At 68.0% G+C, this 20853-nt stretch carries 22 protein-coding genes; 17 read left to right on the top strand and 5 right to left on the bottom strand.

The genetic code is table 11. The annotated features are described in order from the left end of the window. The first annotated feature begins 5 nt into the window (after positions 1 to 5). The 6 genes from ACYVII_RS04615 (at position 6) to ACYVII_RS04640 (ending at position 6976) form a co-directional block, all read left to right on the top strand. Positions 6 to 1016, top strand: a complete 1011-nt coding sequence (locus ACYVII_RS04615; protein WP_460531669.1) for a helix-turn-helix transcriptional regulator — start codon at positions 6 to 8, stop codon at positions 1014 to 1016. Positions 1017 to 1065: 49 nt separating this feature from the next. After that, positions 1066 to 1704, top strand: coding sequence for a hypothetical protein (locus ACYVII_RS04620; protein WP_460531672.1), 639 nt, complete (start codon positions 1066 to 1068; stop codon positions 1702 to 1704). Positions 1705 to 1755: 51 nt separating this feature from the next. Continuing rightward, a complete protein-coding gene (locus ACYVII_RS04625) occupies positions 1756 to 2238 on the top strand; it encodes a VanZ family protein (RefSeq protein WP_460531675.1) in 483 nt (160 codons plus the stop codon). A 16-nt stretch (positions 2239 to 2254) separates the two neighbouring features. Further along, the gene (locus ACYVII_RS04630; protein ID WP_460531678.1) at positions 2255 to 3028 is read left to right on the top strand and encodes a fructosamine kinase family protein; all 774 of its coding nucleotides are present in this window, start codon (positions 2255 to 2257) and stop codon (positions 3026 to 3028) included. A gap of 290 nt (positions 3029 to 3318) precedes the next feature. Then, positions 3319 to 5634 (top strand): polyribonucleotide nucleotidyltransferase, encoded by a 2316-nt coding sequence (locus ACYVII_RS04635; protein WP_460531681.1) that lies wholly within the window; start codon positions 3319 to 3321, stop codon positions 5632 to 5634. 295 nt (positions 5635 to 5929) lie between these two features. Further along, a complete protein-coding gene (locus ACYVII_RS04640) occupies positions 5930 to 6976 on the top strand; it encodes an aldo-keto reductase family protein (protein ID WP_460531684.1) in 1047 nt (348 codons plus the stop codon). 86 nt (positions 6977 to 7062) lie between these two features. On the opposite strand, the gene ACYVII_RS04645 is transcribed toward ACYVII_RS04640, so the two are convergent. After that, positions 7063 to 7641 carry a TetR/AcrR family transcriptional regulator gene (locus ACYVII_RS04645; RefSeq protein WP_460531687.1) on the bottom strand — a complete coding sequence of 193 codons (579 nt, stop codon included), beginning with the start codon at positions 7639 to 7641 and terminating at the stop codon, positions 7063 to 7065. 181 nt (positions 7642 to 7822) lie between these two features. On the opposite strand from ACYVII_RS04645, the gene ACYVII_RS04650 reads away from it, so the two are divergent. Both ACYVII_RS04650 and ACYVII_RS04655 read left to right on the top strand, forming a co-directional pair. Next, complete coding sequence (locus tag ACYVII_RS04650) at positions 7823 to 9187, top strand: M16 family metallopeptidase (RefSeq protein WP_460531690.1); 1365 nt, start codon at positions 7823 to 7825, stop codon at positions 9185 to 9187. A gap of 29 nt (positions 9188 to 9216) precedes the next feature. Continuing rightward, positions 9217 to 9819, top strand: a complete 603-nt coding sequence (locus ACYVII_RS04655) for a histidine phosphatase family protein (RefSeq protein WP_440294983.1) — start codon at positions 9217 to 9219, stop codon at positions 9817 to 9819. On the opposite strand, the gene ACYVII_RS04660 is transcribed toward ACYVII_RS04655, so the two are convergent. Then, positions 9816 to 10331, bottom strand: a complete 516-nt coding sequence (locus tag ACYVII_RS04660) for a GNAT family N-acetyltransferase (RefSeq protein WP_460531693.1) — start codon at positions 10329 to 10331, stop codon at positions 9816 to 9818. The genes ACYVII_RS04655 and ACYVII_RS04660 overlap by 4 nt on opposite strands. 40 nt (positions 10332 to 10371) lie before the next feature. On the opposite strand from ACYVII_RS04660, the gene dapB reads away from it, so the two are divergent. Beyond that, positions 10372 to 11115, top strand: coding sequence for a 4-hydroxy-tetrahydrodipicolinate reductase (gene dapB, locus ACYVII_RS04665; RefSeq protein WP_460531696.1), 744 nt, complete (start codon positions 10372 to 10374; stop codon positions 11113 to 11115). Positions 11116 to 11125: 10 nt separating this feature from the next. Then, positions 11126 to 11575 carry a tetratricopeptide repeat protein gene (locus tag ACYVII_RS04670; RefSeq protein ID WP_460531699.1) on the top strand — a complete coding sequence of 150 codons (450 nt, stop codon included), beginning with the start codon at positions 11126 to 11128 and terminating at the stop codon, positions 11573 to 11575. Positions 11576 to 11585: 10 nt separating this feature from the next. Here the strand turns inward: ACYVII_RS04670 and ACYVII_RS04675 are convergent, their stop codons facing one another. The 3 genes from ACYVII_RS04675 to ACYVII_RS04685 form a co-directional block, all read right to left on the bottom strand. Continuing rightward, positions 11586 to 12014: an OsmC family protein gene (locus ACYVII_RS04675; protein WP_460531702.1), complete on the bottom strand. Its 429-nt coding sequence runs from the start codon at positions 12012 to 12014 to the stop codon at positions 11586 to 11588. Positions 12015 to 12090: 76 nt separating this feature from the next. Further along, on the bottom strand, positions 12091 to 12588 hold the full coding sequence (locus tag ACYVII_RS04680) for a DUF4395 domain-containing protein (RefSeq protein WP_460531705.1): 498 nt from the start codon (positions 12586 to 12588) through the stop codon (positions 12091 to 12093). Further along, positions 12572 to 13015, bottom strand: coding sequence for a thioredoxin family protein (locus tag ACYVII_RS04685; protein ID WP_460531708.1), 444 nt, complete (start codon positions 13013 to 13015; stop codon positions 12572 to 12574). The genes ACYVII_RS04680 and ACYVII_RS04685 overlap by 17 nt, the downstream gene beginning before the upstream one ends. A gap of 97 nt (positions 13016 to 13112) precedes the next feature. Here ACYVII_RS04685 and dapA point away from each other — a divergent pair, with 97 nt between their 5' ends. The 7 genes from dapA (at position 13113) to ACYVII_RS04720 (ending at position 20843) form a co-directional block, all read left to right on the top strand. Next, the gene (gene dapA / locus ACYVII_RS04690; protein ID WP_460531711.1) at positions 13113 to 14090 is read left to right on the top strand and encodes a 4-hydroxy-tetrahydrodipicolinate synthase; all 978 of its coding nucleotides are present in this window, start codon (positions 13113 to 13115) and stop codon (positions 14088 to 14090) included. 89 nt (positions 14091 to 14179) lie between these two features. Next, positions 14180 to 15856 carry a ribonuclease J gene (locus tag ACYVII_RS04695; RefSeq protein WP_460531715.1) on the top strand — a complete coding sequence of 559 codons (1677 nt, stop codon included), beginning with the start codon at positions 14180 to 14182 and terminating at the stop codon, positions 15854 to 15856. A gap of 142 nt (positions 15857 to 15998) precedes the next feature. After that, positions 15999 to 18836, top strand: a complete 2838-nt coding sequence (locus ACYVII_RS04700) for an FtsK/SpoIIIE family DNA translocase (protein WP_460531719.1) — start codon at positions 15999 to 16001, stop codon at positions 18834 to 18836. Positions 18837 to 18883: 47 nt separating this feature from the next. Continuing rightward, positions 18884 to 19492: a CDP-alcohol phosphatidyltransferase family protein gene (gene pgsA, locus ACYVII_RS04705; protein ID WP_460531722.1), complete on the top strand. Its 609-nt coding sequence runs from the start codon at positions 18884 to 18886 to the stop codon at positions 19490 to 19492. Then, positions 19489 to 19995, top strand: coding sequence for a CinA family protein (locus ACYVII_RS04710; RefSeq protein WP_460531725.1), 507 nt, complete (start codon positions 19489 to 19491; stop codon positions 19993 to 19995). The genes pgsA and ACYVII_RS04710 overlap by 4 nt, the downstream gene beginning before the upstream one ends. Positions 19996 to 20165: 170 nt before the next feature. Next, positions 20166 to 20477 (top strand): helix-turn-helix domain-containing protein, encoded by a 312-nt coding sequence (locus tag ACYVII_RS04715; RefSeq protein ID WP_170026791.1) that lies wholly within the window; start codon positions 20166 to 20168, stop codon positions 20475 to 20477. 138 nt (positions 20478 to 20615) lie between these two features. Further along, positions 20616 to 20843, top strand: a complete 228-nt coding sequence (locus ACYVII_RS04720) for a DUF3046 domain-containing protein (RefSeq protein ID WP_460531729.1) — start codon at positions 20616 to 20618, stop codon at positions 20841 to 20843. The last annotated feature ends 10 nt before the right edge of the window (positions 20844 to 20853 follow it).

Raw genomic sequence — 20853 nt, forward strand, 5'->3', positions numbered from 1 at the left:
GAAAAATGCTGCAAACGTCGGCTCGCCTGCTCCGGCTCCTCTCCCTGCTCCAGGTGCGGCCCGACTGGACGGGCTCCGAGCTGGCCCAACGACTCGGGGTCACGACGCGCACCGTACGCGCGGATGTCGACCGGCTGCGTGACCTCGGGTACCCGGTGGACTCGCGCCCTGGCGTCACCGGCGGGTATCGCCTGGGCGAGAGCGCGACGATGCCCCCGATGCTGCTGGAGGACGACGAGGCGGTCGCCCTCGCCGTCGGGCTTCGTGCCGCGACCTCCGCCGGACTGAACGGGATGGACGAGGCGGCCGTTCGTGCACTCGTCAAGCTGCAGCGGCTCCTTCCGCACCGGCTGCGGGCCAGGGTCGAGGCGATCGGCTCTGCGGCGATCGCGCCGGGTCGGTCGAACGCTCCCGGCCCTCAAGCATCCGCCGACGCGTTGGTCGTGATCGCGAGCACGTGCCGGGATCACGAGTGGCTCCGGTTCGATTACCCCGCGCGCACAGCGGTATCGGACGAGGCGCCTAGGATGGCGGACGCCGCCGACCCTACACGCAGCGATCGGCTCGTCGAGCCGTACCGCCTGCTGCTCCTGGGGCAGCGCTGGTATCTGTTCGCGTGGGATCTCCATCGCGAGCACTGGCGCACGTTCCGGGTCGATCGCATGCGACTGCGTTCGCGCACTGCACGTCGTTTCCCACCCCGGGAACTGCCGACGGACGAGGAGATCACCGCCCGCTTGCGGCGCGGCATCGGAGAGTCCACGTGGAAGTACCGGGCCCGCGTCATCGTGCACGCGTCTGAGACATACGTGAGGTCGAGGATGCCGATTCCCGTCGACATCACCGCGCTGGGCGACGAGCGCTGCAGCTTTCGACCCGGCTCAGACGACGCCGAGTCGCTCGCCTTGTACCTCGGGATGCTCCGCGTCGACTTCGAAGTGGTCGACGCCCCAGAGCTGTCCGCAGCGCTTGGCCGACTCGCCGAACGCTATGCGCGCGCCGCCGGCGGAGCCTGAAGGAGCGGCCCATGCGGCTCGCGTCTGGATCGCCTATAGCGTGGCTGTCATGAAAAGCACGCGCAAGCCGCTCTGGCGCTGGGATCCTGCGCCCTACGTGCTCCTTCTCATCCTGCTGATCGTCACCTCGTCGATCCCGCCGCGCGGCGCGCCCGTGCTCTACTGGGTGCTGGTCGTGATCACCGCGGTCGTCGCGCTCATCCTTCTCGTTCTGCTCGTGGTCCAGCTCGCGCGGGGGAGACGCAACCCCGATTCCGCAGGCATCCTCTCCGGCCTGGACGGGCTCGAGTTCGTGCCCCTGGATCCCACGTCGACGCCCGCGACTCCCGTCATGGCGACGGGGCGGCACCAGGGCGCGCTTGAAAGCGTGCTCGCCAGAACCGGGTCGAACCCAAGCGCGGTGCTGGTGCCGGATGCCACGCGCTGGGTCGGCCTGCGCATCCGCATCGCCGTGCACCTCGTGGCAGACGACCGCGTGTACCACGTGGGATTCCTGCCAGACCGTGCCACCGGCCGGTACAACACCGGCCTTCGTGCCCTGGCGGCGCAGCGTCGATATGTGCGCGCGCCGGCAGAGCTCATCACGTCGAAGGCCACCAGATCTACGCCGAGCGGAACCTCGCCCGTTCTCGACCTACAACTGGATCTGGGCTCTCTCGCTGCCGCCGTTGACGAGACGTCGATCTGAAGCACAGCGAGCAGACAGCGGCCGTCCAGCGAACTCCGGCAGGCTGGGCAGATGTTCCGGCGGCATCCCGTTCTCAGCGTTCTCACGCTGCTCTACCTGGGCGGTGTGGCGTGGATCACACTCGGGCCGCAGCCGCAGGTGGCGAGCAAAGACGGCATCGTCATGCAGGTGCTGCGCATCCTGTGGGAGCACCCCGCGACGGACTGGATCACCTATAGCGGCGTCGAGTTCACCGCCAACATCGCGATGTTCCTGCCCATCGGGCTCTTCTTCCTCCTGTTGTTCGGCCGAAGCAGATGGTGGCTCGCGATGGGCATTCCGTTCCTCATGACGCTGTGCATCGAGACCGCCCAGATCTGGATCCCGGGCCGCGTCTCCGACATCCGCGACGTCATCTCCAACACGCTGGGCGCCGTCGTGGGCGTGCTTCTGGGGTTGGCGATCACCGCGCCTCGAGCCCGACGGGACCGGGAGGCCGCCCGCATCGACTCGACACAGGCGGCAGCGCGACGGGCCTCGCTCACCGACCGCTGACGTAGCCTCGAACACGATGCCCGACACGATCGTCAAGTCGAATCCGGATGCCCCGCCACGGTTCTTCGAGGCGGAGGCGGCCGGTCTGGAGTGGCTCGCCTCGGCGGGCGGAGCACGCGTGGTGCGGGTCGTGAACGTCGCGCCGGGCAGCATCGAGCTGGAGCATGTGCCCACGACCCGTCCGGATGCGGATTCCGCGCGTGCCTTCGGTGCGGCGCTCGCCGTCACCCATGACGCCGGTGCGGCCGCGTTCGGCGCCCCTCCGGACGACTGGGACGGGCCGTTGTTCATCGGGCGTCGTCCGCTTCCGCACGCGCACGAGAGCGCCTGGGGCGAGTTCTACGCGCGCGACCGGGTGCTGCCGTACCTGGAACTCGCGATCGAAGCGGGCGGAATCGGCCGCGGCGGGGCATCCATCGTGCGCCAGGCGTGCGACGAGATCGCCACAGGTCGGTTCGACGACGACGATCCGCCGTCGCGCCTCCATGGCGACCTGTGGAACGGCAACGTGCTGTGGTCGCAGGAGGGTGTGGTGCTCATCGATCCGGCAGCGCACGGCGGTCACCGTGAGACCGACCTCGCGATGCTCGCCCTGTTCGGATGCCCGTACCTCGAGGAGATCCTCGACGGCTACCTGAGCGCCCACCCTTTGCGCGCCGGATGGCGAGAGCGCATCCCGCTGCACCAACTGCACCCGCTTGCCGTGCACGCCGCGAGCTACGGGCGCGGCTACGGGGACGCGCTCGGGGATGCCGCCGCGAGGGTGATCGCGCTCGCCGACACCCGGTGAACACTGCTTCAAGCGCCCGGAACGACCCGCTCTGCTAGGATCGTCACGGTTCAAGTACCACATGAAACTCGCCCTGCGGATCATGCAGGCTGCTGGTCCTCGGTGGTGGAATCCCAACCGCACCCGCGCAAACGAATCTTTCTCGCGCGGAATCTCGACTGCGGGTGGTGCTCTTCTACTGATGGCCGGCGCGGAGCATCTCGCTGACGTAACGCCTGTTCTCCCGCATGTTCGGCGAGCGCGCCCATGTCCACACGGGACGGCGCACGAACAAAGGAGAAGAGACCTCAATGGAAGGTCCAGAAATCAAATTCGCCGAGGCCGTTCTCGATAACGGCCGCTTCGGCACCCGCACGGTCCGTTTCGAGACCGGGCGGCTCGCGCAGCAGGCGCAGGGCGCCGTCGCCGCGTACCTCGATGAGGAGACCATGCTGCTGAGCGCCACGAGCGCCAGCAAGCACCCGAAAGACAACTTCGACTTCTTCCCGCTCACGGTCGACGTCGAGGAGCGGTCGTACGCGGCCGGCAAGATCCCCGGCTCGTTCTTCCGCCGCGAGGGTCGTCCGTCGACGGAAGCCATCCTGGTCTGCCGTCTGATCGACCGTCCTCTGCGTCCGTCGTTCGTCGACGGCCTGCGCAACGAGGTCCAGATCGTCATCACGGTGCTCTCGATCGCACCCGACGAGTTCTACGACGCGCTCGCCATCAACGCGGCGTCCGCGTCCACGCAGATCTCGGGTCTGCCGTTCTCCGGGCCTATCGCCGGCGTTCGCCTCGCGTTCATCCCGGGCAACGGCGAGCACGAGGACCAGTGGGTCGCGTTCCCGAAGGCTTCGCAGCTGGAGAGCGCCGTGTTCGATCTCGTCGTGGCGGGCCGCGTGCTCACGAACGACGACGGGTCGGAGGGCGACGTCGCGATCATGATGGTCGAGGCCGAGGCCACCGAGCACAGCTGGAACCTCATCCAGGCCGGCGCGACGAAGCCGAGCGAGGATGTCGTCGCGCAGGGGCTCGAGGCGGCCAAGCCGTTCATCCGCCAGCTGGTGGGTGCGCAGAACGTGCTCGCCCAGCAGGCGGCGAAGGACATCGCCGAGTACCCGGTGTTCCTGCCGTACTCGCAGCAGAGCTACGACAACGTGGCGGCCCTCGCCTACGACGACCTGGTGAACGTGTACCAGATCGCCGACAAGATCGAGCGGCAGAACGCCGACGACGCGCTCAAGGAGCGGGTCAAGGCCGCCGTCGCCGAGAAGGTCGAGGCGGGCGCCCTGCCTGCCGAGGTGCTCGAGCAGTTCTCCGCGGCGTACAAGTCCGTGTCGAAGGTGGTCATGCGCGGGCGCGTGCTGCGCGAGGGCATCCGCATCGACGGTCGTGGCTTGCGGGACATCCGTCCGCTCGACGCCGAGGTGCAGGTCATCCCGCGTGTGCACGGTTCCGCGATCTTCCAGCGCGGCGAGACCCAGATCCTGGGTGTGACGACTCTGAACATGCTCAAGATGGAGCAGCAGATCGACTCGCTCTCGCCGGTGACGAAGAAGCGCTACCTGCACCACTACAACTTCCCGCCCTACTCGACCGGTGAGACCGGCCGTGTCGGCAGCCCGAAGCGACGTGAGATCGGCCACGGCTTCCTGGCAGAGCGCGCGCTGGTGCCGGTGCTGCCCAGCCGGGAGGAGTTCCCGTACGCCATCCGTCAGGTCTCCGAGGCGCTGGGCTCCAACGGCTCGACCTCGATGGGCTCGGTCTGTGCGTCGACCCTGTCGCTGCTGAACGCCGGTGTGCCGTTGCGCGCGCCGGTCGCCGGCATCGCCATGGGGCTGATCTCCGACACGGTCGACGGCGAGACGCGCTACGCCGCGCTCACCGACATCCTGGGCGCCGAGGATGCCCTCGGCGACATGGACTTCAAGGTCGCCGGAACGAGCGAGTTCGTCACCGCCATCCAGCTCGACACCAAACTCGACGGCATCCCGTCGTCGGTGCTCGCGGGTGCCCTGCAGCAGGCGAAGGATGCCCGAACGACGATCCTGTCCGTGTTGAACGCCGCCATCGACCGTCCGGACGAGATGGCGCCGACCGCCCCGCGCGTGATCAGCGTGCAGATCCCGGTCGACAAGATCGGCGAGCTGATCGGCCCGAAGGGCAAGACGATCAACGCGATTCAGGACGAGACCGGCGCGGACATCTCCATCGAGGAGGACGGCACCGTGTACATCGGCGCGACCGACGGCCCGAGCGCCGAGGCTGCGCGGGCCCAGGTGAACGCGATCGCGAACCCCACGAACCCCGAGGTCGGCGACCAGTTCCTCGGCACGGTCGTCAAGATCGCGACGTTCGGTGCGTTCGTGTCGCTGCTGCCCGGCCGTGACGGCCTGCTGCACATCTCCGAGGTGCGCAAGCTCGCCGGCGGCAAGCGGGTCGAGAACGTCGAGGACGTGCTCTCCGTCGGTCAGAAGATCCTGGTGCAGATCACCAAGGTCGACGACCGCGGCAAGCTGTCGTTGCAGCCGGTCATCGCCGAGGAGGCGGACACCGAGGGTCGCGGCGCGACCACGGACAGCTCGTCGGAGCCCGCAGAGGGCTCCGCAGAGACCGTCGAGGCCTGATCCGCTCGAATCATCGCGAGGCGCCCGTCCCGGCTTCGGCCGCGGCGGGCGTTTCGCATTCGGGTGACTATGTCGGCGTGTCGCCGGCGCTCGTCAATGCCGTCTCCTGGCGGAAAACCCACCCGAATGCGGGCCTTCAGGCGCATCAATCCAAGGATTTTCCAAAGATTTGGTAACGGTTCAATCGTTTCGACCGGGCTTCTGCTGGGTCGTCAATTACGCTCGCTGGCATAGATGTGACGCAAGCATCTCGCGTCGCAGGGCTCGTGGGGGGCTTGGAGAGCTGGAGGGGTACATGGCGCAGTCGTATCCCGTGCGCGCACGGGAGCACGCGAACCGTGGCGTTGCCGGGATCGGACCGGTGTTCGACGCGCCGGTCGCGCCTGCCGATTACGACGGCGTCGCCACTGCGCCGCTCTCCATCATCGCGCCCCGCCGGCTGGGCGAGACCGACATCGCTGTGTACCCGCTCGGACTCGGTACTGCCGCTCTTGCTCGTGCCGCCGATGTGGATGCCGCACAGGCCGTGCTCGACCGGTACGTGCATCTGGGCGGCAATCTCGTCGTCACCTCCGATGCCCACCTGCGCGGGCTCGGCAACGCGATCGTCGGTGGCTGGATGCATCGCCGCGACATCCGCGACAACATCGTGCTCGACCTCCGCGTGGGTGTGGGGGAGGAGAGCCCTGGCCTCAGCCAGGTGAACCTGGTGCGTTCTGTGGAATCGGCGCTGCGCCGGCTCGCGACCGACCGCGTCGACATCCTCACCCTCGAGGGACCGGATGCGAGCACCGCGCTCTCCGACACGCTCGCGACCGTCGAATGGCTGATCGATACCGGCAAGGCGCGGTTCGTGGCGTTCTCCGGCTTCTCGGCGGAGAGCCTCATGGAGGCTCGCGTGCTCTCGTCGTTCGGCCTGCCCAAGGTCGCCGCGATGGAGGTGCCGTACAACCTGATGAACCGAGGCGCGTTCGAGGGCGACCTGCGCATCGTGTCGGCCGCGCAATCGCTCGGGGTGCTCCCGGTGCGGCCGCTCGCTCACGGCTATCTCGCCGGCGCGTACCGCTCGCGCTCGGACCTCGACGCGGATGCCCGCGGTGCCGGAGTCGCCTCGTACCTGGGGCGCCGGGGTCACCGGGTGCGTCAGGTGCTCGACCGGGTCGCGGCCGAGCACGACAGCAGCATGGCTACGATCGCGATCGCGTGGCTCCTCGCAAAGCGCGGCGTTGTCGCACCCGTCGTCAACGTGGCATCCGCCGTCGAGGTGGACGACCTCATGGCGGCCTGCAGCATGAGCCTCAGCCGCACCGACATGCTCGAACTCGACCGAGTCTCCGAGTAGTCCTTCCCCGAGGGTGCGGGTTCTTCCCCGAGGGTGCGGGTTCTTCCCCGAGGGTGCGGGTTCCTGTGCGCGAAAGTGAGTGCTTGTTACGAAAGCAGCCGCGCCAGAGCGCGATGCAGCGAAGCCTCGGTGGCGTCCGGGTCCGCGATCGGTGAACCGCCGAACGCGCCATCCCTCGCCAGGAGCAGGTCGTCCGCGGCGTCCTCAGGAGCCGATGTCCTCGCCTCGCCGAACAGATCGACGAGAGTGGAGCGCAACCAGGTGCGCCACGAGACGACGGCCGGCGTGACCGGTCCGGCGGCGTCCAGCTGCGACGTGGCGGCGTTGATGAACGGGCAGCCGTGGAATCCCGGCCGCCTCGATTCAGCGGCGAACCGCTCGACCATCGCACGAAGCACACCCGAGGCGTCCTTCAGCCGCTCCCGGTCCGCCTCGACAGCCTCGCGAGCCTGGCCGGCGCGAGTCTGCACATATGCCGCGATGAGCACGTCCTTGGACCGGTAGTGCTTGTAGAACGTCGCCTTCGTCACGTGGGACTGGGCGATGATCCGATCGACACCGACGGTGTGCACGCCCTCGTCGTAGAAGAGACGGTCAGCCGTGGCAAGAATCCTGAGCTTCGCGGGAGCAGGCGGGCGAGTGGCGGGGGCTTTCTGGTCGGGCATCCATTGCTCCTCAACTCGGCGGGTTCCGTTGCTCCACGACGAGTCCCGTCGGAGATCGTATGCAAGTATAGAGGGGTAGACATTGCTGTTTGTCCTCAAGAATGCGGACATATTCGGCCGTCTCGAACTCCTCCGGTTACGGCTGGTTCGCACACCGATTCGATCGCCTATTCTGGAGGGGATGAACGGCGCCGTTGACCTCCCACTCGACCGCGCCGATCTGACGTTCGCCGCATCCGGCGATGCGCTCGTCTCCCGCACGGTGCTGCCCAGCGGCGTGCGCATCCTGAGCGAGCACGTGCCCGGCGTGCGCAGTGCGACGATCGGATTCTGGTTCGGCGTCGGGTCGCGCGACGAGACCGGGTCGCTTCTCGGTTTGGCCGGCCGCTCTGCGAGCTTCGGTTCGACGCACTTTCTCGAGCACCTGTTGTTCAAGGGCACGGGGCGGCGTACGGCGTTCGATATCGCTATCGCGTTCGACGCGGTCGGCGGCGAGCACAACGCGCTCACCGCGAAGGAGCAGACCTGCTACTACGCGAAGGTGCAGGACCGCGACCTCGGCATGGCCACCGAGGTGCTCGCCGACATGGTGACCTCGTCCGTGCTCGACGCGACGGACTTCGAGAACGAGCGCGGGGTCATCCTCGAAGAGCTCGCCATGGCCGAGGACGACCCTGCGGATGCCGTCAACGAGCGCTTCTTCTCCGCTGTGCTTGGCGAGCATCCCATCGCCCGCCCCATCGGGGGGAGCCCTGCCGCGATCAACGGCGCGACGAGGGATGCCGTCTGGCAGCACTATCGCGCCAACTACCGCCCGCAGGACCTCGTGGTCGCGGCCGCCGGTGCCGTCGACCACGCCAAGCTCGTCGCCGATGTGGAGCGCGCCCTGGCGGCTGGGGGATGGCCGATGACCGAGGCTGCATCGCCCGTCGAGCGGCGGAGCACACTCGAAGCGGAACTGACCGGGGCGGTGCCGATCGTGACGGCCAGACGACCGATCGAGCAGACGCACCTCGTGATCGGCACGCCGGGCCTGCGAGCCACCGACGACGCGCGCATAACGATGGGCGTGCTCAACTCCGTGCTCGGCGGCGGCATGTCGAGCCGGCTGTTCCAGGAGGTGCGGGAGAAGCGCGGCCTGGCGTACTCGGTCTATTCGTTCGCCGCCGGCTACTCCGACACCGGTGTGTTCGGCATGTATGCGGCCTGCGCTCCGCAGAAGTCGCGCTCCGTCGCCGGCATCATGCTGGAAGAACTGCGCCGGCTGGCCGCCGACGGGATCAGCCACGACGAGCTCGCCAGGGCCGTCGGCCAGCTCTCCGGCGGGTCGGCCCTCGCCCTCGAGGACTCGGACACGCGCATGACCCGGCTCGGCCGTTCCGAGCTGAGCACAGGCGAGTTCATCGACCTCGATGAGACCCTGCGCCGACTAGCGCTGGTCACCGCAGACGAGGTGCGAGAGCTCGCCGCCGCACTGGCATCCCAACCCCTCACCATCGCCGCGGTCGGCGCCGTCGACGACGACGTGTTCTCCGGCCTCAACTGAACACCCTCGAATCGAAGGAACCCCAGGTCTTGCCTCACTATCTCTACCTCGTGCGCCACGGCGAGCAGCAGGATGCCGAACACGGCATGCCCGACGGCCCGCTCTCGGCGCGCGGCAAGCGCCAGGCAACGCTCATCGCGGAGCGGCTCGGCGGCGTGCCGTTCACCTCTGCCTACCACTCACCGCTGCGCCGCGCGGAGGAGACCGCGAAGATCATGGCGGAGCGCTTGCCGGCACTCCAGCCGGAGCCGTCCAGCCTGCTGTTCGACTGCATCCCCTCCGGTCCCACCCCGGATATGCCGAAGGCGTTCGAGTCGTTTTTCGGCGGTATCACCGAGGCCGAGATCGAGGCGGGAAGCGCCCAGATGGCGGATGCGGTCAGCGAGTTCCTCACGCCGGCCCGCGCCGACCGTCACGACCTGCTCATCACGCACAACTTCGTGATCGGATGGTTCGTGCGTCACGTCTTCGACGCGCCCGACTGGAGGTGGCTGGGTCTCAACCAGGCCAACTGCGGGCTCACCATCATCCGGGTGCGCTCCGCAAAGCCACCGGTACTCGTCGTGCACAACGACCTCGGACACCTTCCGGTGGAGCTTCGCACCGGAATGCCGGAACTGCAGCCCGTCTAGCTCGCCGTATTCTCGGGCGCGTGCGCGGCGACGTCCTTCGCGTACCAGTGGGTGGCGTTCGGATTGTCGTTGTACGGCTCGACCGAAACGTAGCCCGAGGTGCGATACAGGTTTCCCGCGGCCTCGAGACTCTCGTGCGTGTCCAGCACCAGGCGCTTCGCGCCCAGCTGAATGGCACGACGTTCCAGCTCCGTGAGCAGCTGGCGCCCGTTGCCTTTCCCGCGAGCGGAGGGCGCGAGCCAGATGTGCTTGACCTCGAACCGGGCGATGCGCTCGCCGGATGCACCTACCGCGTCGTCGATCCTGCGTACGCCGCCGCATCCGCTAGGTCGCGCGTCGATCCACACCACGACGAAGTCGCCCGCCGGCGGCACGAATTCCTCCGCGGCCGGCAGTTTCACGGAGTACCCGCGGTGCACGTCCGGAAATGACTCCGACCGGTCGGTGAAGTACCGGTTGAGCAACTCGGCCGCCGTCGGGTCATCCGTTCGGGCCCTGGTGAAACTGAGCATGACGTCAGCCTAAGTGCCACCCGTCGATAGGCTGATCGGCATGACCATTCGTGTGGCCGTCGTCGGCGCGACAGGAAAGCTCGGCAGCGTCGCCGTCGACCTTATCGAGCATGCGGAGGATCTCGAGCTCGTCGCCGCTCTCGGCTCGAAGAGCGACCTGGCGGAGATGCGCGGGCCGGAGGATGCGCCGTCCGAGGTGGTGCTCGACGTCACGCTTCCGGCGGTGAGCCCCGGAGTCGTGGACTATGCACTGGATGCCGGGCGCAATGTCGTGGTCGGAACCTCCGGCTGGTCGGCGTCCCGGCTGGCCCCGCTCGGTGCCCGGCTGCGGGATCTGCCGGAGCGCGGCGTCATCGTCGTGCCCAACTTCTCGCTGGGCTCGGCGCTCGGCACGGCCTTCGCCGCGTCGGCCGCGAAGTACTTCGACTCGATCGAGATCGTCGAGACTCACGCGGCATCCAAGATCGACTCCCCTTCGGGCACGGCCGTGCGTACCGCTGAACTCATCGCTCAGGCGCGTGACGAGCTCGGCCCGGTCGCAGCCCCGCACACCGACCAGCGAGCGCGCGGTCAGCAGGTCGCCGGAGTGCCAGTGCACAGCCTGAGAATGGCGGGTGTGGTGGCCAAACAGAGCGTCGTTCTCGGCGGTGCGGGCGAGACGCTCACCATCACGCACGACACGACGGATGCCCGCGCCTACGCGGCGGGCATCCTGCACGCCTTACGCTCGGCGCCGGCGGCCCGCGGCCTCACCGTGGGCCTCGACCGGTTGCTGGGCCTGTGAGGCCGGCCGAGTGAAGGGACGTGTCGCGGCCATCGTGATGGCCGCCCTGTTGCTGCTCTACGTCGTGATCGTGGTGCGCTATGGCGTCATCCTGCTGACCAGTGGATCCGGCGTCGGAATCGCCATCGCGATCGCCTTGTTCGTGCTCGCGGTGATCGCGGCGTGGGCGCTGCTGCGCGAACTCTGGTTCGGGGTGCAGACGCAGCGGCTGGTGCGCATCCTCGGTGCGGAGGGCGCCTTACCGGTCGATGACCTTCCGCACCGTGCCAGCGGGAGGCCGTTGCGCGATGCCGCGGACGAGGAGTTCCCGCGGTACAAGGCCGAGGTGGAGGCTGAGCCGAGCAGCTGGCGGGCCTGGTTCCGGCTAGGGCTGGCCTACGACGCGTCCGGCGACCGCCGCAGAGCCCGACAGGCGTTGCACGAGGCGATCAAGCTGCACAGGCGGCAGCCGGGCACCTGAGTCGGATGGCCTACGCCAGTTCGGCTTCGATGGTGATCGGAATGCCCGCGAGCGCCTTCGACACTGGGCAGCCGTTCTTCGCTTCACCGGCGAGCCGCTGGAAGTCCGCGTCCTCCAGCCCCGGCACCTTCGCGTTGACCAGCAGGTGGCTTCCCGTGATGCCGGGAACGGACGGGTCGAACGTGACAGCGGCCGTGACCTGGATGCTCTCGGGCGGGGTGCCGTTGCCGGCCAGGATGTTCGAGAACGCCATGGCGAAGCATGCCGAGTGAGCGGCGCCGATGAGCTCCTCCGGATTGGTGGTCCCGGACTCACCCTCAGACCGAGCCCGCCAGTTCACGGCGAACTGAGCGGCGTTCGACGAGTCGAGGTTGACCTCGCCCGATCCGCTCGTGAGCTCTCCCCGCCAGACGGTGGTTGCTTCGCTGGTGATGGCCATGGTCGCTCCCTTGCATCGTGATGCTTGTCGTCCTGTCCAGCGTAGGTGCCGGGGAGCGTGGCCGGGAAGGGCGCGTTCAGGTTTGGGGCTGGCCGCGGCGTACGAGACCGAAGCGCACGAGCAGAAGGTAGATCTGGCATCCGAGGCAGTAGCCGAAGACGGCATTCAGGAATGCCGCCACGAATGCGAGGGCCGAAGCAACGACGACTGCGTACGGAACGCCTACGAGTTGCAGGAGCACGCCGAGCGCGGTGATCACGAAGCCGACACCCTGCGCGAAGGTCGGCGGGGCGGCATCCTCAAGCTCCGCAGGCGGCTTCAGCCTCGGCCGCACAAGCGCGCGGAAGAGGAGACCCCACGGATGCCGGCCGATGCCCGCCGCGGCCCCCCAGAGGAACAGAAGCGCGAGCACAGCCAGGAGCACGGTGGCCGCGAGCGTGGCGCCGACCAGCCCGAGGAACAGGGCGACGAGCAGCAGCACTGCCGTGATCCCGGCTCCGAACCGCGGCCCGCGGGGATCGATGCCGGGCTTCTTCGATGTGCGACCGGATGCTCCGTCAGGCTGCGGCGACACGGCTCTCCTTCTCGATTTCATCCAGTCGCGCGGCCACCTCGTTCGCGCGTGGCACACCGCCGATGCGGGAGCGGATGCCTCCATCGGCATCCAGCAGCAGGATCGTTGGCGTCTGCATCACATCGAACTCACCGGCGAGGTGCGGTCGCTGCCCGAGGTCCACCTCGAGGAAGCGCACGCCGTCTCGCCCGGAGGCGATTCCGCCAAGGACGCGCTCGGCGACGCGGCAGGGGCCGCAGTATTCGGTGGAGAACTGCAGGATGGTCGCCGTCGAGCCGAATTCGACGCCCGGTCCGAGTGACTGCGCGTTCACCCGCGCCCCGCCGGCGTCCCGCACCCGGCCGTTCCGTGCACGCCAGATCGCTCCGGCGAGTGTCGCGATGACGAGGAGGCCGGCGATGACGGCGAAGGCGGCTGCGGGGTTCATGGCTGGTGGCCACGCTACGTCGCGCAGGGGAGTCGGTGGCGATGTGTGACGTACCGTGACATGCCCGCAATCGCCGGGCCACGGTAACCTGAACCACGTGTCCACGTCAGAGAATCCGTTCGGCCAGGTCCTCGTCGCGCTGGTGACCCCGTTCACCGCCGACGGTGAAGTGGATTGGCCCGGCGTGGAGAAGCACCTCGACGACGTCATCGCCGACGGTGCGGACGGCATCGTCATCTCCGGCACGACCGGCGAGACGTCGACCTTGACAGACAAGGAGAAGCTCCGCCTCATCGAGGTCGGGCTCGACGTCGCGGCGGGTCGCGCCAAGATCATCCAGGGTGGCGGGTCGAACGAGACCGCGCACGCGATCCAGCTCTACAAGGCCAGTGAGAAGGCCGGCGCCGACGGCGTCATGATCGTCACGCCCTACTACAACAAGCCGACGCAGGCGGGCATCCTCACGCACTTCCGCCTCATCGCCGACGCCACGGACCTGCCGGTCATCCTCTACGACATCCCCGGCCGCACCGGGGTGCCGATCAAGTACGACACGATCCTGCGCGCGGCCAAGCATCCGAACATCGTGGCCATCAAGGATGCCAAGGGCGACTTCGCCGAGGTGTCGCGCGTGCTCAACAACACCGACCTGATGTACTTCTCCGGATCGGACGAGAACGTGCTTCCGCACCTCGCGATCGGGGCCACCGGTCTGGTCGGCGTCACGGCGAACATCGCTGCGCGTCCCTACCGGGAGATCATCGACGCCGTCAACCGCGGCGACCTGAAGACCGCGACCGAGCATCACAAGAGACTCGAGCCGCTCGTGCGGGCGGTCATGACCCACGTGCCGGGCACGGTCGCCGCCAAGTACCTGCTTCACGGACTCGGCCGCATCCAGAGCCCTCGAGTAAGACTCCCGCTCGTGGGTCCCGAGGACTTCGAAGCCGCGCAGATCGAAGCGGACCTCGACCTCGTGCACGACGTGGAGGGTCTCGATCTGACCAACTTCAGGCCCGATCGCAACGCGGCCGCCGGGGGAGCGCTCCCCAAGGTGGCGGGCACGACGCGCTGAGAACACCGCCCCGGTCGCAGTGCCGATCGGGGACAGAACGCCACCCGGATGCTTCCGGGCCGGGACAGGAACAACGAAAGGCACGGCATATGCCCGCGTCGGTATACGACCCGCCCGCTCTCGAGCCGGGAACCCTGCGCATCATCCCCACCGGCGGCCTCGGCGAGGTCGGCCGCAACATGACGGTCTTCGAGATCGACGGCAAGATCCTCATCGTCGACTGCGGCGTGCTCTTCCCCGAGCAGGACCAGCCAGGCGTCGACCTGATCCTCCCCGACTTCGGACCGGTGCGCGACCGGCTCGATGACGTCGTCGGCGTCGTGCTCACGCACGGCCATGAGGACCACATCGGAGCGGTGCCCTACCTGCTGCGACTGAAGCCGGACATCCCGCTGCTGGGATCGAGCCTCACTCTGGCGCTCGTGGAGGCGAAGCTCAAGGAGCACCGCATCCAGCCATACACGCTCACCGTGAAGGAGGGCGGCCGCGAACGACTCGGACCGTTCGAGCTGGAGTTCGTGGCGGTCAATCACTCCATTCCGGATGCCCTCGCCGTGGCGATCCGTACCAGCGCCGGCCTGGTGCTGCATACCGGCGACTTCAAGATGGACCAGCTGCCGCTGGACGACCGGCTCACCGACCTGCGCGCGTTCGCCCGGCTCGGCGAGGAGGGCGTCGACCTCTTCCTGGTGGACTCGACCAATGCCGACGTGCCCGGGTTCACCGCCCTCGAGCGCTCGATCGGCCCGGTGCTCGACAACGTCATCGCCCGCGCACCGCGCCGGGTGATCGTCGCAAGCTTCTCCAGCCACGTGCACCGGGTGCAGCAGGTGCTGCACGCCGCGGCGGCGAACGGTCGCCGCGTCGCGCTCCTCGGGCGTTCCATGGTGCGCAACATGACGATCGCCGCCGACCTCGGATACCTGCACGTGCCGGAAGGCGTGCTCATCGACTACAAGAAGGCCGCCGACCTGCCCGACGACAAGGTCGTCTACATGTCCACCGGGTCCCAGGGTGAGCCGATGGCCGTTCTCGCGCGTATGGCCAACCTCGACCACCAGATCGAGATCGGGCGAGGTGACACGGTCATCCTCGCCTCCAGCCTCATCCCGGGCAACGAGAACGCCGTGTACCGGGTGATCGACGGCCTCACGAAGCTCGGTGCCACCGTCGTGCACAAGGGCAACGCCAAGGTGCACGTCTCCGGGCACGCGGCCGCCGGCGAGCTCCTGTACTGCTACAACATCCTGAAGCCGCGCAACGTCATGCCGGTGCACGGCGAATACCGGCACCTGGTCGCCAACGCCCAGTTGGCACAAGACACCGGCGTCCCGGAGGAGAACACGCTGCTGGCCGAGGACGGCAGCGTGATCGACCTGCGCGACGGTGTCGCCCGCATCGTCGGTCAGCTCGACCTGGGGTTCGTGTACGTCGATGGCTCGTCGGTGGGCGAGATCACGGATGCGGACCTCAAGGACCGCAGGATCCTCGGCGAGGAGGGCTTCATCTCGATCATCGTCGTGGTCGAGGCGGGCACCGGGCGCATCATCACCGGGCCTGAGGTGCACGCGAAGGGCTTCGCAGAGGACGACGCCGTGTTCGACGACGTCAAGCCGAAGATCGCGGCAGCGCTCGCGGATGCCGCCCACAACGGCGTGCGCGACGCCCACGCGCTCAGCCAGGTGGTGCGGCGCACCGTAGGCCGCTGGGTCAACACGAGCTACCGCCGCCGCCCGATGATCGTGCCGTTGGTCATCGAGGCGTAAGCCTCGAGGACTAGCGAGCAGCGCATAGAGGCGTAGGGCCGGGCTCTGCGCGAGCTCACGAGAATGACGTGGGACTGCCTCATCTGAGAGACACCCGCAGGCGCTCCGCTGCGATGACGGCCGCCGCCGGTACCGTTGTCCCATGGCCACGAGCACCAAGTCGACGTCGCGCGCCCGCGCGCGCGGCACGTCGGCCACGCGCACGCCGTCGCGCCAGACGGCGACCCAGAAGACGAAGGTGCTGCCCGCAGCGGAGCCGCAGCGCGGCATCCTGACGACGGCGTGGCTCGGGCTCGCGCACCTGGTGGGAGGAGCGGCGCGCGCCTTCGGGCCGGAGAAGCTCGCCAAGGAGGAGCGCCGCGACGGCCTCCCGTTCTTCATCGTGCTGCTCGCCGTGGCCGGCGCGGTCGTCGAGTGGTTCCTGATCGACAACCAGGTGGCCCAGCAACTGGATGCCTGGACGTTCGGCGGCCTGTTCGGCCGGGTGGCCTTCGGTCTCCCTGTGGTGATGCTGCTGCTCGCCGTGTGGTTGTTCCGCCATCCGGCTTCCGTGCACGACAACACGCGCATCGGCATCGGTCTCGCGCTTCTTCTGGTGACGGTGTCGGCGCTCTGCGAGATCTTCTCGTCCCGGCCCCAGCCGAGCGACGGCATCGACGCGTTGGCGAAGGCCGGTGGTGTGATCGGCTGGATGGCCGGAGCGCCTCTCGCCGCCGTCGCCACGCCGATCGGTGCGGCGGCGATCGTGATCGTGGTTCTGCTGCTGAGCGTCCTGATCATCACGAAGACTCCGCCGAACCGCGTCGGCAAGCGCCTGGGCGAGCTGTATTCGTACCTCTTCGGTGCACAGACGGAAGCGGCCGCCGAGCCTGTCGACGAGCAGGAGGAGCGCCCGGCACGCAAGTCCCGCCGGGGCAAGGACGCCGCGGAAGACGAGCCGGCCGACACCGACGAGAACGTGCCGTGGTGGCGTCGCAACAAGAGCGGCCGCGAGGAGGACCCGGAATTCGAGCCGGCCGACACGTCGTTCACCGAGGTGCTGGGCGTCGCGTCCTCCGGCGCCGGCTTCGACACTGCACTCGAGCCGGAACCGCAGGACTACAAGACCGAGGTGCTGGCAGACCTGCAGGATGCCGAGAACGCTGTCAGCAGGTTCACCGGCGATGTCGCTCTGACGGGCAAGCATCCGACCGGGCTGCGTCCCGACACGGCGACCGCCGTGCTGCCGGGATTCGGCGCACTGTCCGACGACGACTTCGACGAGGCGGCGGCCGAGGCGGCCCGGCCATTGGAGACGGTGCCGGACGCGCCGTACGTGCTGCCTGCGGCATCCACCCTGTCGGCAGGCACGCCCGCGAAAGCGCGTTCGGCTGCGAATGATGAGGTCGTGGCGGCGATCACGTCGGTGCTCGACCAGTTCCAGGTGGATGCCCGTGTCACGGGCTTCTCCCGCGGCCCGACCGTCACGCAGTACGAGATCGAGCTCGGCCCGGGCGTCAAAGTCGAGCGGGTCACCGCCCTCAGCAAGAACCTCTCGTATGCGGTGGCGTCGAACGAGGTGCGCATCCTGTCGCCGATCCCCGGCAAGAGCGCGATCGGTGTCGAGATCCCGAACTCCGATCGCGAGATCGTCTCGCTCGGCGACGTGCTTCGCTCGGCTGCCGCGACGAACAGCCACCATCCGATGACGATCGGCGTCGGCAAGGATGTCGGCGGCGGCTTCGTCGTCGCGAACCTCGCCAAGATGCCGCATCTCCTCGTGGCAGGCTCGACAGGCTCCGGTAAGTCGATCTTCGTGAACACGCTGATCACGAGCCTGCTGATGCGCGCGAAGCCGAGCGATGTGCGCATGGTGCTCGTCGACCCGAAGCGCGTCGAGCTCTCCGTGTACGCGGGTGTGCCGCACCTCATCACGCCCATCATCACGAGCCCGAAGAAGGCCGCCGAGGCGCTGCAGTGGGTCGTCAAAGAGATGGACATGCGCTACGACGACCTGGCCAGCTTCGGGTTCCGGCACATCGACGACTTCAACAAGGCCGTGCGCAACGACGAGATCGTGCTGCCGGAGGGCAGCGAGCGCAAGCTGAAGCCATACCCCTACCTGCTCGTCGTCGTCGACGAACTTGCCGATCTCATGATGGTCGCCCCGCGTGACGTCGAGGACTCGATCGTGCGCATCACGCAGTTGGCGCGAGCATCCGGCATCCACCTCGTGCTGGCGACTCAACGCCCGTCGGTGGACGTCGTCACCGGACTCATCAAGGCGAACGTGCCGTCACGCCTCGCGTTCGCGGTGGCGAGCGTCACCGACTCGCGGGTCATTCTCGACCAGCCGGGAGCCGACAAACTCATCGGGCAGGGCGACGGTCTCTTCCTGCCGATGGGTGCGTCGAAGCCGATCCGCGTGCAGGGCGCATACGTCGCCGAGAGCGAGATCCAGCGCGTCGTCGACCATGTGACGAGCCAGGCGCGACCCGAATACCGTCAGGATGTCGCTGCCGGGCCGGAGAAGAAGCAGATCGACTCCGATATCGGCGACGACCTCGACCTGTTGCTGGCGGCCGCCGAGCTGATCGTGTCGAGTCAGTTCGGGTCGACGTCGATGCTGCAGCGCAAACTGCGCGTCGGATTCGCGAAGGCCGGCCGGCTGATGGACCTGCTCGAGTCGCGGGACATCGTCGGGCCCTCCGAGGGATCGAAGGCGCGCGATGTGCTCGTCACGCCGGAGCAGCTGCCGCAGGTGATGGCGCGGTTGCGCGGAGGCGACAGCGGCCAGGCGTCCGCACAGCAGTCAGCAGCACAGGGCGGTCAGCCAAGTGCGATTTCTCCGGCGGGCCAGAACATGCCGTCAGGTCAGCCGACGCACCAACAGGACGACGACGACCGCTACGACGACCCGGTGTCGCGACAGTTCAGCGACCTCGAAGAGGTCGACGGCGACTCCGACGAAGACGCCTGGGGGCTGACGGGGCGCGAGTAGAGGCGACCCGCGCTCTCCGCTCCGCCACCCGGGCCTAGGCTTGCTGCATGACCGATTCCGGCCGCGCCGAAGCGCCGACCGCACCCGGCAACTTCAATCTGCCGAACCTCATCACGGTGGTGCGCATCTTGCTCGCACCGGTGTTCTTCTGGCTTCTGCTCGCCGATTCGGGTGCCGACGGCATCCTGCGCTGGATCGCCGCAGCACTCTTCATCGTGGCGATCGCGACGGATGGCGTTGACGGCGCGATCGCGAGGCGCAAGGGGCTCGTCACCGATCTCGGCAAGATCCTCGACCCGATCGCCGACAAGCTGCTCACGTCGGGTGCGCTGGTGTGCCTGTCGATCCTCGGCGAGTTGTGGTGGTGGGTGACGATCGTGATCGTCGTTCGTGAGGTGGGCATCACGGTGTGGCGCATGGTCGAGCTGCGCCGTGGCAACGTGGTGCCGGCCGGGCGGGGCGGCAAGCTCAAGACGGTCGCGCAGGCCGTCGCCATCTCGTTCGCGCTGGCGCCGACGTGGACGGTGGTGGGCGACTGGATCTTCTGGCTGAACTGGGTGCTCATGGGCATCGCGCTTGTCCTTACCGTCTGGTCCGGGCTCGAGTACCTCTGGGCGGCGTATCGCCTGCGGCGCGGCTCCGGGCGGCGGCCGTGACGCACGAGGACGAGGAGGCCACCGCAGATCGCACGGCGGCGTTGATCGCCAGACTCACCGCGCGCGGGATGACTCTCGCGGTCGCAGAATCGCTCACCGGTGGTGCCCTGACGGCCGAACTGACCAGACCGGCCGGGGCATCCGCCGTCGTGCTCGGCGGTGCCGTGGTGTACGCCACGGAGCTCAAGCACACGCTCGTCGGAGTGGATGCCGCGCTGCTGGCAGAACACGGTCCCGTACATCCCGAAGTGGCGCGCCAGCTGGCGAGAGGCGTGCGCTCCGCACTGGCCGTCGGCCGTCGTCCCGCGGACGTCGGTGTCGCCACCACGGGCGTGGCAGGACCGGACGGGCAGGGCGGGCGTTCTCCTGGCACGGTCTTCATCGGAATCTCGCACGGCGACGAGGACGAGGTGGTCGAGCTGGCGCTGACGGGAACGAGGGCCCAGATCCGTGCAGAATCAGTCGACGTCGCCGTCCGCACCCTGGCCGAGGTCGTGCTGTAGGGCCGGCGGAATAGCCCGTATCTCGAGTTTGTTACAGCGTTATGTACTCACACCCAAACCCCAGTCGTCGATGGTTAGAGTTCATGGACCGTCAAAGCGCGTAGCGTTGAAGGTATCCGTAAGACAACAACGGATCGAAGGTTGTGGCAGGAAGAGAGAAGGAGGCTCCAATGATTCTTGTACGTCAAGAAATCGGCGACGTGCTACGGGACTTCCGCCTGCAGAAGGGGCGCACTCTTCGCCAGGTCGCAAGCCGGGCGAGTGTGGCTCTCGGTTACCTCAGCGAGGTCGAGCGCGGACAGAAGGAGGCGTCGAGCGAGATCCTCGCTTCGGTGGCCGACGCACTCGACACGCCCATCTCGGTGATCATGCGTGAAGTCGGCGATCGGCTTGCGGTGCTCGAGGGCATCGACCAGGTCATCCCCGACACTGTTCCCGACGAGTTCGTCGCCGCGCTGGACGCGGATCTCGTCGCTCGGTGAGTCTGCTCGCCGGATAAGACGAAAGTGGCGCCCCGCTTCTGCGGGGCGCCACTTGCTTCATGGAGGCTACCGCTTCCGGGTGCCGTTCACCGCCGGAAAGGGGCACCGTTCGCCGGGACGATCTCCTATGCTGTCGCGGTGCGAACGAGCGAATTCCGACGGGCCGTGGCGGCCGAGTTCGGCGAACAGTACGGCCGGGCTCTGCTTCGCGACCTCGTGATCGACAGCCTTGGAAACCGCACGTCGGATCAGGCGCTCGCCGACGGTGTGCCTGAGCGCGACGTATGGCTCGCCCTGTGCGAGGCGATGGAGGTCCCGCTCGAACGCCGGCATGGTGCCGGCCTTCCGACACCTCCTCGACGATGACCACGCTGAC

It is taken from the genome of Humibacter ginsengiterrae, from assembly GCF_054780115.1.

Excerpts from the sequence above, each read along its gene's own strand:
- ACYVII_RS04615 (WP_460531669.1), top strand. The coding sequence starts at position 6 with ATGCTGCAAACGTCGGCTCGCCTGCTCCGGCTCCTCTCCCTGCTCCAG.
- ACYVII_RS04620 (WP_460531672.1), top strand. The coding sequence starts at position 1,066 with ATGAAAAGCACGCGCAAGCCGCTCTGGCGCTGGGATCCTGCGCCCTAC.
- ACYVII_RS04625 (WP_460531675.1), top strand. The coding sequence starts at position 1,756 with ATGTTCCGGCGGCATCCCGTTCTCAGCGTTCTCACGCTGCTCTACCTG.
- ACYVII_RS04630 (WP_460531678.1), top strand. The coding sequence starts at position 2,255 with ATGCCCGACACGATCGTCAAGTCGAATCCGGATGCCCCGCCACGGTTC.
- ACYVII_RS04635 (WP_460531681.1), top strand. The coding sequence starts at position 3,319 with ATGGAAGGTCCAGAAATCAAATTCGCCGAGGCCGTTCTCGATAACGGC.
- ACYVII_RS04640 (WP_460531684.1), top strand. The coding sequence starts at position 5,930 with ATGGCGCAGTCGTATCCCGTGCGCGCACGGGAGCACGCGAACCGTGGC.
- ACYVII_RS04645 (WP_460531687.1), bottom strand. The coding sequence starts at position 7,641 with ATGCCCGACCAGAAAGCCCCCGCCACTCGCCCGCCTGCTCCCGCGAAG.
- ACYVII_RS04650 (WP_460531690.1), top strand. The coding sequence starts at position 7,823 with ATGAACGGCGCCGTTGACCTCCCACTCGACCGCGCCGATCTGACGTTC.
- ACYVII_RS04660 (WP_460531693.1), bottom strand. The coding sequence starts at position 10,331 with ATGCTCAGTTTCACCAGGGCCCGAACGGATGACCCGACGGCGGCCGAG.
- dapB (WP_460531696.1), top strand. The coding sequence starts at position 10,372 with ATGACCATTCGTGTGGCCGTCGTCGGCGCGACAGGAAAGCTCGGCAGC.
- ACYVII_RS04675 (WP_460531702.1), bottom strand. The coding sequence starts at position 12,014 with ATGGCCATCACCAGCGAAGCAACCACCGTCTGGCGGGGAGAGCTCACG.
- ACYVII_RS04685 (WP_460531708.1), bottom strand. The coding sequence starts at position 13,015 with ATGAACCCCGCAGCCGCCTTCGCCGTCATCGCCGGCCTCCTCGTCATC.
- ACYVII_RS04695 (WP_460531715.1), top strand. The coding sequence starts at position 14,180 with ATGCCCGCGTCGGTATACGACCCGCCCGCTCTCGAGCCGGGAACCCTG.
- ACYVII_RS04700 (WP_460531719.1), top strand. The coding sequence starts at position 15,999 with ATGGCCACGAGCACCAAGTCGACGTCGCGCGCCCGCGCGCGCGGCACG.
- pgsA (WP_460531722.1), top strand. The coding sequence starts at position 18,884 with ATGACCGATTCCGGCCGCGCCGAAGCGCCGACCGCACCCGGCAACTTC.
- ACYVII_RS04715 (WP_170026791.1), top strand. The coding sequence starts at position 20,166 with ATGATTCTTGTACGTCAAGAAATCGGCGACGTGCTACGGGACTTCCGC.